At 64.4% G+C, this 15,065-nt stretch carries 10 protein-coding genes and 1 pseudogene; 9 read left to right on the top strand and 2 right to left on the bottom strand.

Features of this window, described 5'->3' with window-relative positions; translation table 11 throughout:
- Positions 1 to 2: 2 nt before the first annotated feature.
- Complete coding sequence (locus tag ACVILI_RS10010; protein WP_038644669.1) at positions 3 to 2,081, bottom strand: hydantoinase/oxoprolinase family protein; 2,079 nt, start codon at positions 2,079 to 2,081, stop codon at positions 3 to 5.
- A gap of 89 nt (positions 2,082 to 2,170) precedes the next feature.
- Complete coding sequence (locus ACVILI_RS10005) at positions 2,171 to 3,076, bottom strand: LysR family transcriptional regulator (protein WP_038644668.1); 906 nt, start codon at positions 3,074 to 3,076, stop codon at positions 2,171 to 2,173.
- Positions 3,077 to 3,190: 114 nt separating this feature from the next.
- Between ACVILI_RS10005 and ACVILI_RS10000 the strand changes: the two genes are divergently transcribed.
- From ACVILI_RS10000 to ACVILI_RS09960, 9 genes and pseudogenes are all read left to right on the top strand, one after another.
- A complete protein-coding gene (locus ACVILI_RS10000; protein WP_038652126.1) occupies positions 3,191 to 4,309 on the top strand; it encodes an NAD(P)/FAD-dependent oxidoreductase in 1,119 nt (372 codons plus the stop codon).
- Positions 4,310 to 4,934: 625 nt separating this feature from the next.
- Positions 4,935 to 5,957, top strand: a complete 1,023-nt coding sequence (locus ACVILI_RS09995) for an ABC transporter substrate-binding protein (RefSeq protein ID WP_027047226.1) — start codon at positions 4,935 to 4,937, stop codon at positions 5,955 to 5,957.
- Positions 5,958 to 6,024: 67 nt separating this feature from the next.
- A complete protein-coding gene (locus ACVILI_RS09990) occupies positions 6,025 to 8,508 on the top strand; it encodes an ATP-binding cassette domain-containing protein (protein ID WP_084791408.1) in 2,484 nt (827 codons plus the stop codon).
- On the top strand, positions 8,505 to 9,530 hold the full coding sequence (locus tag ACVILI_RS09985) for an ABC transporter permease (RefSeq protein WP_038644666.1): 1,026 nt from the start codon (positions 8,505 to 8,507) through the stop codon (positions 9,528 to 9,530). Before ACVILI_RS09990 ends, ACVILI_RS09985 begins: the two co-directional genes overlap by 4 nt.
- A 104-nt stretch (positions 9,531 to 9,634) precedes the next feature.
- The gene (locus tag ACVILI_RS09980) at positions 9,635 to 10,462 is read left to right on the top strand and encodes a phosphogluconate dehydrogenase C-terminal domain-containing protein (protein WP_027047227.1); all 828 of its coding nucleotides are present in this window, start codon (positions 9,635 to 9,637) and stop codon (positions 10,460 to 10,462) included.
- Positions 10,463 to 10,751: 289 nt separating this feature from the next.
- A complete protein-coding gene (locus ACVILI_RS09975; protein WP_019860299.1) occupies positions 10,752 to 11,693 on the top strand; it encodes a D-ribose ABC transporter substrate-binding protein in 942 nt (313 codons plus the stop codon).
- Between the two features lie 78 nt (positions 11,694 to 11,771).
- Complete coding sequence (locus ACVILI_RS09970; RefSeq protein WP_019860300.1) at positions 11,772 to 12,437, top strand: DUF2291 family protein; 666 nt, start codon at positions 11,772 to 11,774, stop codon at positions 12,435 to 12,437.
- A pseudogene (locus ACVILI_RS09965) lies at positions 12,434 to 14,006 on the top strand (sugar ABC transporter ATP-binding protein). The gene ACVILI_RS09970 and the pseudogene ACVILI_RS09965 overlap by 4 nt, the downstream one beginning before the upstream one ends.
- Positions 13,999 to 15,063 carry an ABC transporter permease gene (locus tag ACVILI_RS09960; protein WP_038644660.1) on the top strand — a complete coding sequence of 355 codons (1,065 nt, stop codon included), beginning with the start codon at positions 13,999 to 14,001 and terminating at the stop codon, positions 15,061 to 15,063. The pseudogene ACVILI_RS09965 and the gene ACVILI_RS09960 overlap by 8 nt, the downstream one beginning before the upstream one ends.
- Positions 15,064 to 15,065: the final 2 nt, after the last annotated feature.

The following is a 15,065-nucleotide window of genomic DNA, read 5'->3' as shown; positions in this document are numbered from 1 at the left end:
CGTCACTCCGCGAAGGTCAGCAGAAGGTTGAGATGGCGGTCTACCCGTGCCTGCGCTCCGGCGGGAATGGCTAAGGTAGTATCTTCCTGAACGACCACGGCAGGCCCGTGGAACATGCTGCCCGGCACGAGGGCCTGGCGGTCGTGGAGGTCGACGGTTTCGACGCGGAGGCCCGTATAGACCGGGAGCCGGCGCGCCGGGATGGCCGCGACGTCCACTTCTTCGGTCTCCGGGAGAGAGAGTTTCGGCCCAGCGCCTATAGCGGACAGCCTGATATCCACAAGCTCGACCTCGCCATCCGGGTCATGGAAATCGTAAAGCCTCTGATGGGTAAGATGGAAGGCCTGCTCGATCGGGGCTACGTCGTCGCCTGTCAGCCATTCCGGCGAAAGGACGACCTCGATCTCATAGCTTTGGCCGAAGTAGCGCATGTCGCAGGAGAGAGTGAGTTCCGCCGCCGCGCCGTGGCCCTGCGCCGCAAGCCAGCCGCGGCCCTCATGCGCGAGCGCCTCGAAGGCCTTGCGAATTGTCGGGAGCGTAGCGCCCGACAGCGGGGTGAAGACCGTGCGGATGAAGTCGCCGCGCAGATCCGCCACCAGGCCGCCCAGCGCCGACACCACGCCGGGGCGGCGGGGCGCCATGACGCGCTTCATCCCGAGTTCGCGGGCAAGGAAGGCGCCGAGCATGGGGCCGCCGCCGCCGAAGGGCATCAGCGTGAAATCGCGCAAGTCGACGCCGGCGCGCGAGGCGAGTTTCTCGACCTCGACGAACATTTCCGACACCGCGATGTCGAGGATCGCCTGCGCCGTCTGCTCGATCGGGCGGCCGAGCCGGGCGGCAAGGTCGCCGACCGCGCGATGCGCCAGTTGGGTATCGATCCTGAGCTGGCCGTAGGCCATCTCGCTGTGGCCAAGCCATCCGCACACCACCATGGCGTCCGTCACCGTCGCGCGTTCGCCGCCACGGCCATAGCATGCCGGTCCTGGCGTCGAGCCGGCCGACTCCGGCCCGACCCGCAGCACTCCTTGCGCGTCTACACTGGCGATCGAGCCGCCGCCGACGCCGATCGAGCTCACTGACACGGACGGGATATGGAGCGGAAATTCGCCGATCAGTTCACCGGTGCCGAACTGCGCCTCGCCGTCGATGATGAGCGCGAAGTCGGCCGAGGTCCCGCCAATGTCGAGGGTAAGGACCTTGTCCTCGCCCGCCTGGCGCGCCAGCCACGAGGCGCCGATGACGCCGGAGGCCGTTCCCGACAAAAGCATGTTCACGCAGGCGCGCTTGCCTTCGGCAGCGTTCATCAGCCCGCCGTTCGACTTTGTCAGCATCGGACGGGCCGGCACGCCGCGGTCCTTCAGCCGCTCTTCCAGCGCCGTCAGATAGCCCGAGACGCGCGGATGGACATAGCCATTGAGGATAGCGGTCGAGGTGCGTTCATATTCGCGGATGACAGGCCACACCTCGGCCGAAGAGAAGACGAAGAGGTCTGGCGCGAGACGCGCGATCGTTGCCTTGACGGCGGCCTCCTGCGCGGCATTGCGCCATGAATGGAGGAAGGAGACGATGATCCCCTGCGCCCCATTCGCTTTCGCCGCCGCCACCGCCCTGGCCACCGCCGCCATATCAGGCGCCTGGGATTCGCTCCCATCGGCACGCATGCGAGCCGGGATGCCGAACACCATGTCGCGCGAGATCAGCGGGTCCGGCCGCGAGCAGAACAGCGAATACATGTCCGGCATGCGCAACCGCGCGAGTTCGATCACGTCCTCGAAGCCGGCATTGGTGAACAGCGCCAGCGGCGCGCCCTTGCGCTGGATGATGGTGTTGATGCCGACGGTCGTGCCGTGCACGAAGCGCGTCATTCGGTTGGGGTCAAAGCCTTCGCGCTCGGCAAGAAGCCTGAGGCCCGTCATCAGCTCGGCGCCCGGATCCTCCGGCGTCGTCAGCACTTTCAGCGAGGCGACGTGCCCGGAATTGGCTTCGAGCGCGCAGAAATCGATGAATGTGCCACCGATATCGACGCCGACCTTCCAGTCGGCTTCGTTCCGCGCCTCGTCCGCTGCGATGGAACCATCCATGATACGTCCCTTCCTGTGTGCCAACCAAAGCTGACACGACAGGATGGCCAGGGTCCAAGACGTATGACGAGGAACGATATAAGTCTTACTTATGCCCCTGTCTTGTCGTCGCCCAGCACAACGGAACAGGCCGCGCGAATCTGGTCGCGCATCATCTCATCGGCCCGCGAAAGAGCCCGTGTGCGCGAGGTGAGCAGCGCGATCGGGAATTCCGGGCCATTCGCGAGAGGCCGGACGGCAAGCCCGGCAAACTGGTGCCAGGGCAGCAGCGCATCGACGAGGGCGATCCCCAAACCGGCCTGGACGAAGCCAACCGCCGAGATGGAGACATCGATCTCGAGCGACGGCGAAACCGCCACACCTTGTGCGCGCGCGGCATGGGCCAGTTCGTCGGCGGGGCGGGTGTTTCCACGATAGGATATCAATTCCTCTCCGGCGAGATCGGAGAGCGTCAGCTCGGTTTTCCCGGCCAACGCATGCCCGATGGGCAGCAAGCAGGCGAAGCCGACGCTGCCGAGCACCTCCGCCTCGATGTCGGGAGGCAGGCGGTCGTCCAAGGCCACGCCAAGGCTGGCATCGCCGGCGCGCAGCATGTCGACGATGGCGGCGATCGGCGCCATGTGGGAGCGCAGCAAAATATCGGGATGCCGCGCCCGGAAGCTGGTGAAAGCGCGCGGCAAGATCGCCAGGGCCGGCGGCGGCGAGGCCGCGACCCGGACCAGCCCCGTCCGACCCAGACGCAGATCAGTGGTCTTGCGGCGCAAGCCCTCCAACCCCGCCGATAGACGCTCGGCATCGGCGAATATCTCGAGCGCCTCCGGGGTTGGCCGCAGCCGGCCCTTGACGCGCTCGAATAACGTGAAGCCAAGTTCGTCCTCGGTGTGGAGCAGGATCTGGCTGAGTGCGGGTTGGGAGATGTTCAGCATCCGCGCCGCGGCAGTCACGGTACCCGCGCGCATGACGGCGATGAACACTTCGAGCTGACGGGCCCGCATTGCCACTCCATAGGTCAAGCTTATGGCTGTTGTCCAAACCCATCTTTGACGCAACGAAGCGGTGCCGACAAGATCGGCGACTTCAGGATCATTCGCTCCGCGCAGGGAACAACCATGGATGTGATCGTGCTGGGCGGTGGATTGATGGGGACGGCTTCGGCCTATTTCCTCGCCAGGCGCGGTGCGCACGTGACGCTGATCGAGCGCAACCGGGTCGGCACCGGAGCGACCGTCGCTTCCTTCGGCAACATCCGGCGCACGGGGCGTCATCTGTCCCAACTTCCGCTGGCCCATCGCTCGCTTGAGCTGTGGCGAGAGGCCGATCAGATGCTGGGCCGTGACGTGGAATTCCGCGCCACCGGTCATATCCGGCTGATCTTTGATGAAGGTAGTCTTGCCGACATGCGGGCTTATGCCGAGGCGGCGCGACCTTGGGGGCTTGAACTGGAGGAACTCGGACAGCGCGAAACCTCCTCCCGGTTTCCCGGCCTCGGCCCTGACGCGATCGCCGCATCGTTCTCGCCGCATGACGGCAGCGGCAATCCCCGACTGATCGCGCCGGCCTTCGCCGAAGCCGCCCGCAAGCTTGGCGTGGCGATCGTCGAGGATGCTGAAATCGACACGATCAGGCGCTCGGGGTCCGGGTTCGTTGTGGTATGTTCCAAAGGTACATTCGCCGCCGAGTGTCTGCTCAATACCGCCGGGGCCTGGGGCGCGCGCGTCGCCGCGCAGTTCGGCGAAGAGGTTCCGCTCGACGCCTGCGGTCCGCAGATGGGCGTGACCGAGCCGCTGCCGCACCGGATTCTGCCGGTGATCGGCATCTGGACGCGCGACAAGGACCATGGCGCCTATCTGCGTCAGGTCGAGCGGGGCAACATCGTCTTCGGCGGCGCGGCCGAAAGGGTACCGGTCGACCTCGATCCAGGTCATGCGGTCGCCGATCCCACGCGCCTTCCGCTGCAATTGCGCGCGGTCGCGCGACTGCTGCCGGCAATCGCGCAGGTCGCGGTCATCCGCACCTGGTCCGGCTGCGAGGGTTATGTGCGCGACATGCTGCCGGTCATGGGACGCTCGGCGACGACGCCAGGCCTGTTCCATGCCTTCGGCTTCAGCGGACATGGCTTCCAGCTTGGTCCGGGCGTGGGCGACGCCATGGCCGAACTCGTCATGACCGACCGTTGCGAAACACCGCTCGACGATTTCAGGGTTGATCGCTTCGGCCGCGCAGCCTGATCGAGCAACTGACGACATCCGCGCCACGATGGTTCTCTTGGCCGCGAAAGGCGGGAGGTTACATGCGCCTTCGGGCATGACAATCTCAGGCGAAGAGGTGACGCTGTAAGGCGCGAACTTTTCTCAACGACCTTAGCCACCAACCCTGGCACCGGCGGCGTGCACGGCCGAAATCGGAACCGACCTAGTCGTAAACATTGCCGCCGATTGCCGCACGCATCGTTACAGGGTCTTTCGGTCCAACATCAGAGTTCTTTCGCGTCATCCCGTATCGTACCGCAACTCTCGTGCGCACAGGTGACTTTAGCTGGCATTGAATGCCACCTCGCAACAAGAGCGGCCCGTTCCGAACCATTCTGGAATGACCGCATTGGGGGCGTTTCGCATAAGGAAGGCTCGACCTGACCCTCGGGATCCGGGCTTGTCTGACCAGACGACATGCCAATTCAACGGGATTGCTTGATTGCTTGGCCGGCGCTTTTCACCCAGCGACCCCGAGCAGGCAGCAAAGCCCTTGTCTATTTGGTATGCTGGTATAATATGTACCTGACATAGCGTGTCCCCAAGGGTTTCCGCTGTGCTCATGTGGCAAGCCAAGCCGATCGTGTTTTTGGGAGGAAATACCATGAAATTTACAATCGTGGCGGCGCTCGCCAGCGCTGCGATGATGGGCGTTGCTGTGATGCCGGCAATGGCATCTTCGGACGCGCCGGTCATCGCGCTCACTAACGCCTATTACGGCAACACCTGGCGGCATCAGATGGTGGAGGCTTTCGAAGCGTCGGCCAAGGAAGCGAAGGCGGCTGGGCAGATCGCCGATTACATCGTCATGAATGGCGATGGTTCGGTGGCGCAGCAGAACAGCCAGATCGCCGAACTGATCCTCAAGAAGGTCGACGTGCTCGCCGTCGACGCCGCCTCGGAAACCGCGGTCAACGGCATCATCGAGAAAGCCTGCAAGGCCGGCATCATCGTCGTCTCCTTCGATTCTGTCGCGTCTGCGCCCTGCAACTACCAGCTCAATTTCGACTTCAAGGGCTACAAGGCGACCCAGGCGGAAGCTGTGTTCAAGATGCTCGGCGGCAAGGGCAACGTCATCCAGGTGCGCGGCGTCAAGGGCTCGGCCCCGGACAACGACATGTTCAACGCGCAGCAATCGGTGCTGGCGAAATATCCCGACATCAAGGTTGTCGCCACCGTCTATGGCCAGGCGACCGCCTCGGTGGCGCAGGCGGCCATCGCCAATGTCCTGCCCTCGCTGCCGCATGTCGATGCGGTGCTCGGCCAGGGCGGCAGCGACGATGTCGGCATTGCCCAAGCCTTCGTCCAGTATGGCGGCGAGTACAAGGACAAGATGCCGATCATCGAGGGCGGCGGCGGTACCGACTTCGTCAAATGGTGGGCCGACGAGAACGCCAAGAACAGCTACCAGACCGTCTCCATGAACACGACGCCGGGCATTGGCGGCGCTGCTTTCTGGCTCGGCCTGTCCCTGCTCAAAGGCGCCAAGGCGCCCAAGATGATGATCATGCCGGTCGCAACAGTCGATGCCAGCAACCTCAAGGAATACGCCAAGCTGCCAGGCGGCCAGATCATCAGCCCCAGCTATTCGCTCGACTGGGTCAAGCAGAATTTGCTGAGCAAGTAACGCGACAAGCACAAGGGATCGGACCGCTGAAAGCGCCCGATCCCTGACCGTGAAGAACGGAGGACGAATGTCCCACCTTGCCGTTGCCGATCAGAAGGGTGCAGCCGCCATGGCGCCCGCCTTTTCGATCCGGCAGGAAATCGTCTCGCTTTCACAGATCACCAAGAGCTTCGGGCCGACGCTGGCGAACGCCGAGATCGACCTCGCCGTTTCGGCCGGCGAGATCATCGGACTCGTCGGCGGCAACGGCGCCGGCAAATCGACGCTGATGCGCATTCTTTGCGGCACGATGTGGCCGACCCTCGGCTCGATCTCGTTCGCGGGCCAGATGCTCAGCTTCGCCGACTACAACACGATGGAAGCGCAACGGCGCGGCATCCGCATGGTGCATCAGGAACTGTCGCTGTGCGCCAATCTGTCCGTGGCAGAGAACTTCTTTCTGGAGACGCCGCAGGACGCGGCCAGCCGGCCCGGCTGGCGGATGCTTTTCAGAGGCCGCGCGCGCTCGGCGCTTGATGCCGTCTTTCCCGGCAACGGCATCGATGTGAATGCGGAAGTCGGCCAGCTGTCCATCGCCGAGCGGCAGATGGTCGAGATCGCGCGTGCCGCCGCCACACCCGGCGTCAGGCTGATCGTTCTCGATGAGCCGACCTCGTCGCTCGATCTCGATCGCTCCAAGCAGTTGCGGGCCTTCATCCGCGAGCGGGCCGAGGCCGGGCTCGCCTTCATCTTCATCAGCCACAAGCTGCAGGAAATCATCGACATCGCCGCGCAGGTTGTCGTGCTGCGCAACGGACGCATCGCCTGGCGCGGCGACGTGGCGGACACCTCGATAAGCAAGCTGGTGCAGCTCATGGGCGGCGACGCAAACTCGATCCACCAGCATGGCGCCACCGTCGCCAGCACCGGAGGCGCATTGGTGGGGCTGTCCGGGGCGCTGACATCCGAACTCGGCCGCGACATCGAGATCGCGCGCGGTGAGATCGTCGGACTGGCGGGGCTCGAGGGCAGCGGCCAGAAGGAGTTGCTGCACGCCATCTTCAAGCCCAATCCGGCGAAGGATGCCGCCGTCACCCGGTCTGGCGAAGCCGGCTTCATTGCAGGCGACCGCCAAAAGGAAGGCGTATTCCCGCTGTGGAGCGTGCTGGGCAACATCTCCATCGGCAGCCTTGCGCGCCGCCCGTCGCTGGGCCTGGTCTCGAACCGGGTCAATCGCGAGGCCGCGGCCGACGCCGCCGGCCGGCTGCGGCTCGACGAAAACCGCTTCGGGTCCAACATTCTGGAGCTGAGCGGCGGCAACCAGCAAAAGGCGCTGGTTGCCCGTGCGCTGGTCGCCGATACGCCGATCATCCTGCTCGACGATCCGACGCGCGGCGTCGACATCGCCACCAAGCAGGATTTCTACCGGCTCTGCAACGACATCGCACGCAGCGGGCGGACACTCGTCTGGCATACGACCGAGGACGCCGAATTGCTGGCTTGCGACCGCGTGCTGGTCTTTGCCGGCGGCCGGATCGTCAAGGAACTGACCGGCGAGGCGATCACCGAAGCGGCGATCGTCGGGGCGTCTTTCGTCCAGCCGACGGACAAGCGCATCGACGCCGCGCACGGCAAGGCCGGCGCGGCCGGGCTTGTCCGCGGGCTGGTGAACGCAGCCCCCTTCATCGGCCTCGCCGCCGTGCTGGCGGTGATGGCCTCGGCCAATCCGGCGGTCGCCTCGATCTTCGGCCTCGACCTGCTCTTGATGCCGGCGCTGTCACTGGTGCTGGTAACGGCGGCGCAGATGTTCATCGTCGGCGGCAGCGAAATCGATCTCGGCGTCGGCGCGTTCGCCGGGCTGATCAGCGTGCTCAGCGCCACGCTGCTCTACGATCAGCCATGGCTCGGCGCGCTAACGCTTTTTGTGGCAGTGGCCGCCTATGCTGGTCTCGGCGGGCTAATCCAGGCACGAAAGATCCCGGCGATCGTCGTCACGCTCGGCGCCTCCTTCATCTGGGTGGGGCTGGGCTATGCGCTGCAGCCGACGCCAGGCGGCGCCAGCCCTGAATGGCTTACGGCGCTATTCGGCTGGTCGCTCGACTTCTTGCCGACATCTATCATCCTCATCGCGGCGGTCGCCCTGGTGGTCTTGACGATCGACCGGTTGCCACTCGGCGTGGTGCTGCGCGGCTTCGGCAACAATCCGACGGCAATGGTCCGCTCGGGCTGGTCGCCAACACGCTACGCGCTGGTGCGCTATCTCATCGCCGGGCTGTTCGCCGCGGCCGCCGGCCTGTCACTGACGGCGATCAACACGGCGAGCGACATCAACTCGGGCAATTCGTTCACGCTGCTCAGCGTCGCCGCCGTGGTGATGGGCGGCTGCTCGCTGCTTGGCGGTATCGTCTCGCCGGTCGGCGCCATCGCCGGCGCAGTGACGCTGTCGCTGATCGGCGCACTGCTCGGCACGCTCAATGTCAGCAGCGACTTCAACGCCGCGACGCAAGGGCTGATCCTGATCGCGCTCCTGACGTTGCGCGGCCTGACCGCGGACCGCGAGAGCGAACAATGAACGCGTTGTCCGCCTTCACTCTTTGGGCCCAGAAAAACCGCTGGGTCTGGGCAGCGATCGGCGTGCTCCTGCTCTGGCTCGTGCTCTCTGTGGTCACCAACCGGTTCAGCCTGTCCAGCCTGTCAGGCATCGTGCTGTCGGCCTCGTTCCTGACCGTCGTCGGCATCGGTCAGATGTTCGTCGTCACCACAGGGCGCGGCAACATCGATCTTTCCGTCGCCTCGGTGATCACGCTCAGCGCCTTCGTCGCGCTGCTCACCATCAAGGGCCAGGATGCCAATCTTGCCATTGGCGTCACGGCTGCCGTCCTGCTCGGTCTCGCGGTCGGGCTGCTCAATTCGCTGCTTGTCGTCGGCCTCGGCATTCCGGCGATTATCGCGACGCTCGCCACCGGCTATGTGCTGGCGACCGCGACGCTGCTGTCGAACAAGGCACTCCCCGGCTTTGCCGTCAGCCCGGCGCTCAAGGATCTGGCGACGGGCCGCATCTCGGGCGTTCCGATCATGGCCATCATCGCCATCCTCGGCGTAGCGGCGGCTTCCTTTGTGCTGCGCTGCACCGTGTTCGGGCAGCTCCTGTCGGCGGTCGGCCAGAACCGCGCGGCCGCCCGGCTCGCCGCCATCAGGAATGGCCGGGTGATCGCGGCGGCCTTCATCATCTCGTCGGTGCTGGCCTCGCTCGATGGCCTGCTGCTCGGCGCCTATATCGGCGGCGCCTTCCTCGAAATGGGCCAGCCCTATCTGTTGCAGTCGATCGCCGCCGTGGTGCTCGGCGGCACGCTGATCTTCGGCGGCTCGGCGACCGCGCTCGGCACCCTGTTCGCCAGCATCCTGCTCATCCTGATCGTGACGACCATGCAGATTATCGGGCTGCCGCCCGGCGCCCAGGACATCGTCCAGGGCATCGTCGTCATCTTTGTCCTGGCGCTTGCCGGTCGACAGGTATTGGCGCGGCGCACCACTGCCGAGCCCGCAGATGGAGCGACGCCGAAGGCAAAGGCGGCCGCGTCGTTGCCGGAGTGACAGCCAGGCCGACAATTCCACTTGCCAAATTATGGTAGAGTGATCATACCAGTATATAAGATGACGATCGCCGACGATCGCCCAGGGTTCAAGGAGCAAGCCAGATGACAACGATTGCGCTTTTTGGTGCGGGCGGGAAAATGGGCTACCGTCTGTCGACCAATTTTCGCGGATCGGACTACACGATCCGCCATGTCGAGATCAGCGAGGCCGGCAAGGAGCGGCTGAAAACCGGTCTGGGCGTCGATGCGGTCGGCGTCGATGAGGCGCTCAATGGTGCTGAGGTCGTGATCCTGGCGGTGCCGGACACACATATCGGCAAGGTCGCCGCCAGCATCGAAAGCAAGCTGGCCCCTGGCACGATGGTGATCGTGCTCGATGCTGCCGCCCCCTTTGCTGGGCATCTGCCCGATCGTCCCGACCTTACCTATTTTGTGACCCATCCCTGCCATCCGCCGATCTTCAACGACGAGACCGAGATGACCGCCAAGAAGGACTTCTTCGGAGGCGTCGCGGCCAAGCAGCATTTCGTCAGCGCGCTGATGCAAGGGCCGGAGGAAGACTACGCCAAGGGCGAGAGGATCGCCCAGATCATCTGGGCACCGGTGATGCGCTCGCACCGCGTCACGGTCGAGCACATGGCCCTGCTCGAGCCAGGCCTTTCGGAAACGGTGTGCGCCTCGCTGCTCGTCGTCATGAAGGAGGCCCTCGACGAGGTCGTGGCGCGCGGCGTCGACCGGCAGGCCGCGCTCGATTTCCTGCTCGGCCACATGAATGTGCTCGGCGCCGTCATCTTCGGCGAGACCAAGGGGGTGTTCTCGGATGCCTGCAACAAGGCCATCGAGTTCGGCAAGCCGGTGCTGATGCGCGACGACTGGAAGCGCGTCTTCGAACCGGAAGAAATCGCCGCCAGCATCCAGCGGATCACGTGAAACGCGCCTTCCCTTCTCCCCTTGCGGGAGACGGATGAAACATCGACCACTCATATACAGATCATCTGAAATAGTGGTTGACTCATCATACCAGTTGGCTAAGCTGGCCGCGAACTCGGATCAAACAAGGTTTGCTGGGAAACCTGGACGAGTGGAGGACGGCGGGGAGCAACGATCCGTTCAGGAGGAGCAGGCACGCGGCTCTTGAATCCGGCGCCATCCGCAGCCTGACCAATTCAATGCATCAGCCTTGCTCGATCAAGGCACGAGCTTTCAAAGGGAGGACTTCATGAAACTTACTCGCAGAATGACGCTTGCGGCTTTCGCCGGCGTGTTGGCACTTGGCACGGCGGCACCGGCCTTCGCGGCCGACCTGATCGCCATCATCACCCCCTCGCACGACAATCCGTTCTTCAAGGCGGAGGCCGTCGGCGCCGAGGCAAAGGCCAAGGAGCTCGGCTACGAAGCGCTGGTGCTGGTGCATGACGACGACGCCAACAAGCAGTCCGAACTCATCGACACGGCGATCGGCCGTGGCGCCAAGGCGATCATCCTCGACAATGCCGGCGCCGACGCCACCGTCGCCGCGGTGCAGAAGGCCAAGGACGCCGGCATCCCCTCCTTCCTGATCGACCGCGAGATCAACGCCACGGGCGTCGCCGTGGCGCAAATCGTCTCCAACAATTACCAGGGCGCCCAGCTCGGCGCGCAGGAGTTCGTCAAGCTGATGGGCGAGAAGGGTAACTTCGTCGAACTGGTCGGCAAGGAATCCGACACCAATGCCGGCATCCGCTCCAAGGGCTATCACGACGTCATCAACGACTATCCAGACCTGAAGATGGTTGCGCAGCAATCGGCCAATTGGAGCCAGACCGAGGCCTATGCCAAGATGGAATCGATCCTGCAGGCCAATCCCGACATCAAGGGCGTGATCTCCGGCAACGACACGATGGCGATGGGTGCCTATGCGGCGCTCGCCGCGGCGAACCGCAAGGACGTCATTGTCGTCGGCTTCGACGGCTCCAACGACGTGCGCGACTCCATCACATCAGGCGGCATCAAGGCCACGGTGCTGCAGCCGGCCTTCGCCCAGGCGCAGATGGCAGTTGAACAGGCCAACGACTTCATCAAGAACAAGAAGTCGCCCGAGAAGGAAAAGCAGTTGATGGACTGCGTGCTTGTCAATGGTGACAACGCCGCCAAACTGGAAACCTTCGCGCTGAAGAACTGAACCTGTGCAACGCAAACAGCGGGGGGCGAACTCAGGGTTCGTCCCTCGCCTTCATTTCACCGGGATGCTTTGACCGCAATGTTGAACAAGCCGATCTGGCCGATTAAGTCGACTTGGCCGATCCTTGCGCTGGCCGCCGGCATCGGCCTCAGCGCCTGCAAGATCCTGCCGACGCCATCAGCGCAAGGCAGTGCAGGCGACGCGTCAGGCTTCAACCCGGACAAGATGGTCGAGGAGATCTGGGCCTCCAAGGTCATCCCGTATCTGCAGCAAAAGGCCGGGCCGTTTGCCGAGGTCCATGCTCTGGCGAAGACCGATCCGGCGGCGGCCGGCGCCAAATACGGCAATCCCAAGAAGCAGGCGAATTCGCCATGGACTTTCGCGGTCCGCGTCGAAGGCAAGATCATCGCCGCCAACACACAGTCGCGCGCGGGCACGATGGATATCGACGTCGACGGCGACGGCAAGGCGGATGCGCGCGTGCAGATCGGGCCGGCGGTGCGCGGCACGGCGCTGCGCGACAGCCTGGATTTCGTCCAGTTCAACGACTTCACCAACCAGATCGACTTTGCCCAGTTCGGCAAGGCGTTCAATGCCTATGCCGACAAGACCGTGCTGTCCAAGCTGCCGCGCGAGGCGCTGGAGGGCCGCACCGCCAAGGTGCTTGGCGCCTACACGATCGAAGGCGGCCAGGATCTGCCATTGGTGACCCCGGCGGAGGCTGAGATCGGGCCTAAGCCATGACCACGGCGCCCAGTGACGACGTCATCCTGAAGCTGGAAGACGTCTCGAAAGTCTATGCCGGCACCGTGGCGGTCAAGCAGGCCAATTTCGAGGTGCGCAAGGGCGCGGTCAATGTGCTCGTCGGCGAAAACGGCGCCGGCAAATCGACGCTGATGAAGATCATCGCCGGGGTCGAGCAGCCGACGGCCGGCCGCATTCTGCTCGACGGCAACGAGGTCTCCTTCTCATCCTCCGGTGACGCGGTGAACCGCGGCATCGGCATGGTGTTCCAGGAGTTGAACCTGTTCGGCAACATGACGGTCGCCGAGAACATTTTCGCCACGCGCGAGATCACCAACCGGTTTCGCAAGATTGACCGCAAGGCGCAGGAGCGGCGGGCTGGCGAATTTCTCGATCGGCTCGAAGCCGGTATCCGGCCGGACATGCTGGTCGAGGATCTGCGTATCGGCCAGCAGCAGCTGGTCGAGATCGCCAAGGCTGTCTCGCTCGACGCGCGCATCCTGATCATGGACGAGCCGACCTCGGCGCTGAGCGCGGCGGAAGTCGAGATCCTGTTCAAGGTGATCGCCGACCTCAAGGCGCACGGCGTGGCGATCGTCTACATCTCGCACCGGTTGGAGGAGCTCATCCGCATCGGCGACTACATCACCGTTTTGCGCGACGGCCGCATCACCGGCCAGGAGGAGATGAGAGACGTCGACACGCAGTGGATCGTGCGGCAGATGATCGGCTCGGACGCCAAGGATTTCGCCAAGGCCGACGGCCATGTTCCCGGCGAGGAGGTGTTCCGCGCCGAAGACATCTGCCTGCCGCGTGTCACCGGCGGACTGGCGGTCGACCACGTCTCGCTGTCGCTGCGCGCCGGCGAGATCCTGGGCATCTACGGACTGATGGGCGCGCGGACGCAGTGAGTTGTTCGACTGCATCATGGGCCGCCACGGCCATGCCAGCGGCAAGATCTTCATCGACGGAAAACAGATCAGGGAACGCGACACGACGCGGCGCATACGGCGCGGGCTGGCGCTGATCCCGGAAGACCGCCAACGCGAAGGCCTGGTGTCGATCCTCTCGGTCGCCAGCAATCTGACGCTGGCCAGCCTGTCGCGCTTCGTGCGCCTGTTCCACATAAGAGGCGGCGCCGAGCGGCAGGCTGTCTCGCAGATGGTGCGGGAGCTCTCGATCAAGGTCGCAGACCCGGCACAGGAAGTCTCTTCGCTTTCCGGCGGCAACCAGCAGAAGGTGGTGATCGGCAAGGCGCTGCTCACCGGACCGAAGGTGCTTTTGATGGACGAGCCGAGCCGCGGCATCGATGTCGGCGCCAAGGCCGACGTCTTCCGCACCATGCGCAAGCTGTCGCGCGATGGGCTGGGCATCCTCTTCGCCACTTCCGATCTCGACGAGGTGATGGCGCTGTCCGACCGGATCGCGGTGATGAGCAATGGCAGACTGACCGGCATGTTCGACCGCGCCGAGGCGAGCGAGGCCGCGATCGTCGCCGCATCGGCGTTCGGCCATGGCCCCGCCCCGCACATCTTGCCCCAGAATTTGGAGAGCAACACTGATGACTGACATTCCGGCCAGGGCAGCCCCCTCTTCGGTCTCCAGCGGCTCAGCGCTGCTGACGCTGATGAAGCTCAGGACCTTCATTGCGCTGATCGCCGTGCTGGTGTTCTTCTCCATCGCGGCGCCGAATTTCCTATCGGCCGCCAATCTGATCCTGATGGCCAAGCATGTGGCGCTCAATGCCTTCCTCGCCATGGGCATGACCTTTGTCATCATCACCGGCGGCATCGACCTTTCGGTCGGCTCGATCGTCGGCCTGTGCGGCATGGTGGCCGGCTATCTCGTGCTCAACGGCATCGATCTGCAGATCGGCTACACCATCTACTTCAACGTGGTCGAGATCGCCTTGATCACCTTGGCGGTCGGCATAGCGATCGGCGCCGTCAACGGACTGCTGATCACCAGGCTCAACGTCGCGCCCTTCATCGCCACGCTCGGCGTGCTTTATGTAGCGCGCGGCCTGGCGCTGCTGTCGTCCGACGGCCGCACTTTCCCCAATCTGGTCGGCAAACCGGAACTTGGCACCACCGGCTTCGGCTTCCTCGGCGCCGGCCGGCTCATCGGCCTGCCGGTGTCGATCTGGATCCTGATCGTGGTAGCGCTGGGCGCGGCCTATCTCGCCCGGTACACGCCGCTCGGCCGCCACATCTTCGCCGTCGGCGGCAACGAGCGCGCGGCGCGCATTTCGGGCGTACGCGTCAACATGGTCAAGATGTTCGTCTACATGTTCTCCGGCTTCTGCGCGGCGATCGTCGGCCTGATCATCTCGTCGGAGCTGATGGCCTCGCATCCGGCGACCGGCGAAAGCTTCGAGTTGAACGCCATCGCCGCGGCGGTGCTTGGCGGCACCTCGATGTCGGGCGGCCGCGGCACGATCGGCGGCACCATCGTCGGCGCCTTCGTCATCGGCATCCTGTCGGACGGGCTGGTGATGATGGGCGTAAGCTCCTTCTGGCAGATGGTGATCAAGGGTCTGGTCATCATCGTCGCCGTCGTCGTCGACCAGGCGCAGCGCCGGCTTCAGCAGCGTGTGACCCTGATGCAGATGGCAAAGGCGGGTTGATC

The organism is Mesorhizobium sp. USDA 4775 (assembly GCF_054062655.1).
Note: the sequence above shows the minus strand (reverse complement) of the source record. Positions and strands in the feature narration are given on the sequence as shown.

Coding starts and splice junctions, on each gene's coding strand:
- ACVILI_RS10010 (WP_038644669.1), bottom strand. CDS start 2,081: ATGGATGGTTCCATCGCAGCGGACGAGGCGCGGAACGAAGCCGACTGG.
- ACVILI_RS10005 (WP_038644668.1), bottom strand. CDS start 3,076: ATGCGGGCCCGTCAGCTCGAAGTGTTCATCGCCGTCATGCGCGCGGGT.
- ACVILI_RS10000 (WP_038652126.1), top strand. CDS start 3,191: ATGGATGTGATCGTGCTGGGCGGTGGATTGATGGGGACGGCTTCGGCC.
- ACVILI_RS09995 (WP_027047226.1), top strand. CDS start 4,935: ATGAAATTTACAATCGTGGCGGCGCTCGCCAGCGCTGCGATGATGGGC.
- ACVILI_RS09990 (WP_084791408.1), top strand. CDS start 6,025: ATGTCCCACCTTGCCGTTGCCGATCAGAAGGGTGCAGCCGCCATGGCG.
- ACVILI_RS09985 (WP_038644666.1), top strand. CDS start 8,505: ATGAACGCGTTGTCCGCCTTCACTCTTTGGGCCCAGAAAAACCGCTGG.
- ACVILI_RS09980 (WP_027047227.1), top strand. CDS start 9,635: ATGACAACGATTGCGCTTTTTGGTGCGGGCGGGAAAATGGGCTACCGT.
- ACVILI_RS09975 (WP_019860299.1), top strand. CDS start 10,752: ATGAAACTTACTCGCAGAATGACGCTTGCGGCTTTCGCCGGCGTGTTG.
- ACVILI_RS09970 (WP_019860300.1), top strand. CDS start 11,772: ATGTTGAACAAGCCGATCTGGCCGATTAAGTCGACTTGGCCGATCCTT.
- ACVILI_RS09960 (WP_038644660.1), top strand. CDS start 13,999: ATGACTGACATTCCGGCCAGGGCAGCCCCCTCTTCGGTCTCCAGCGGC.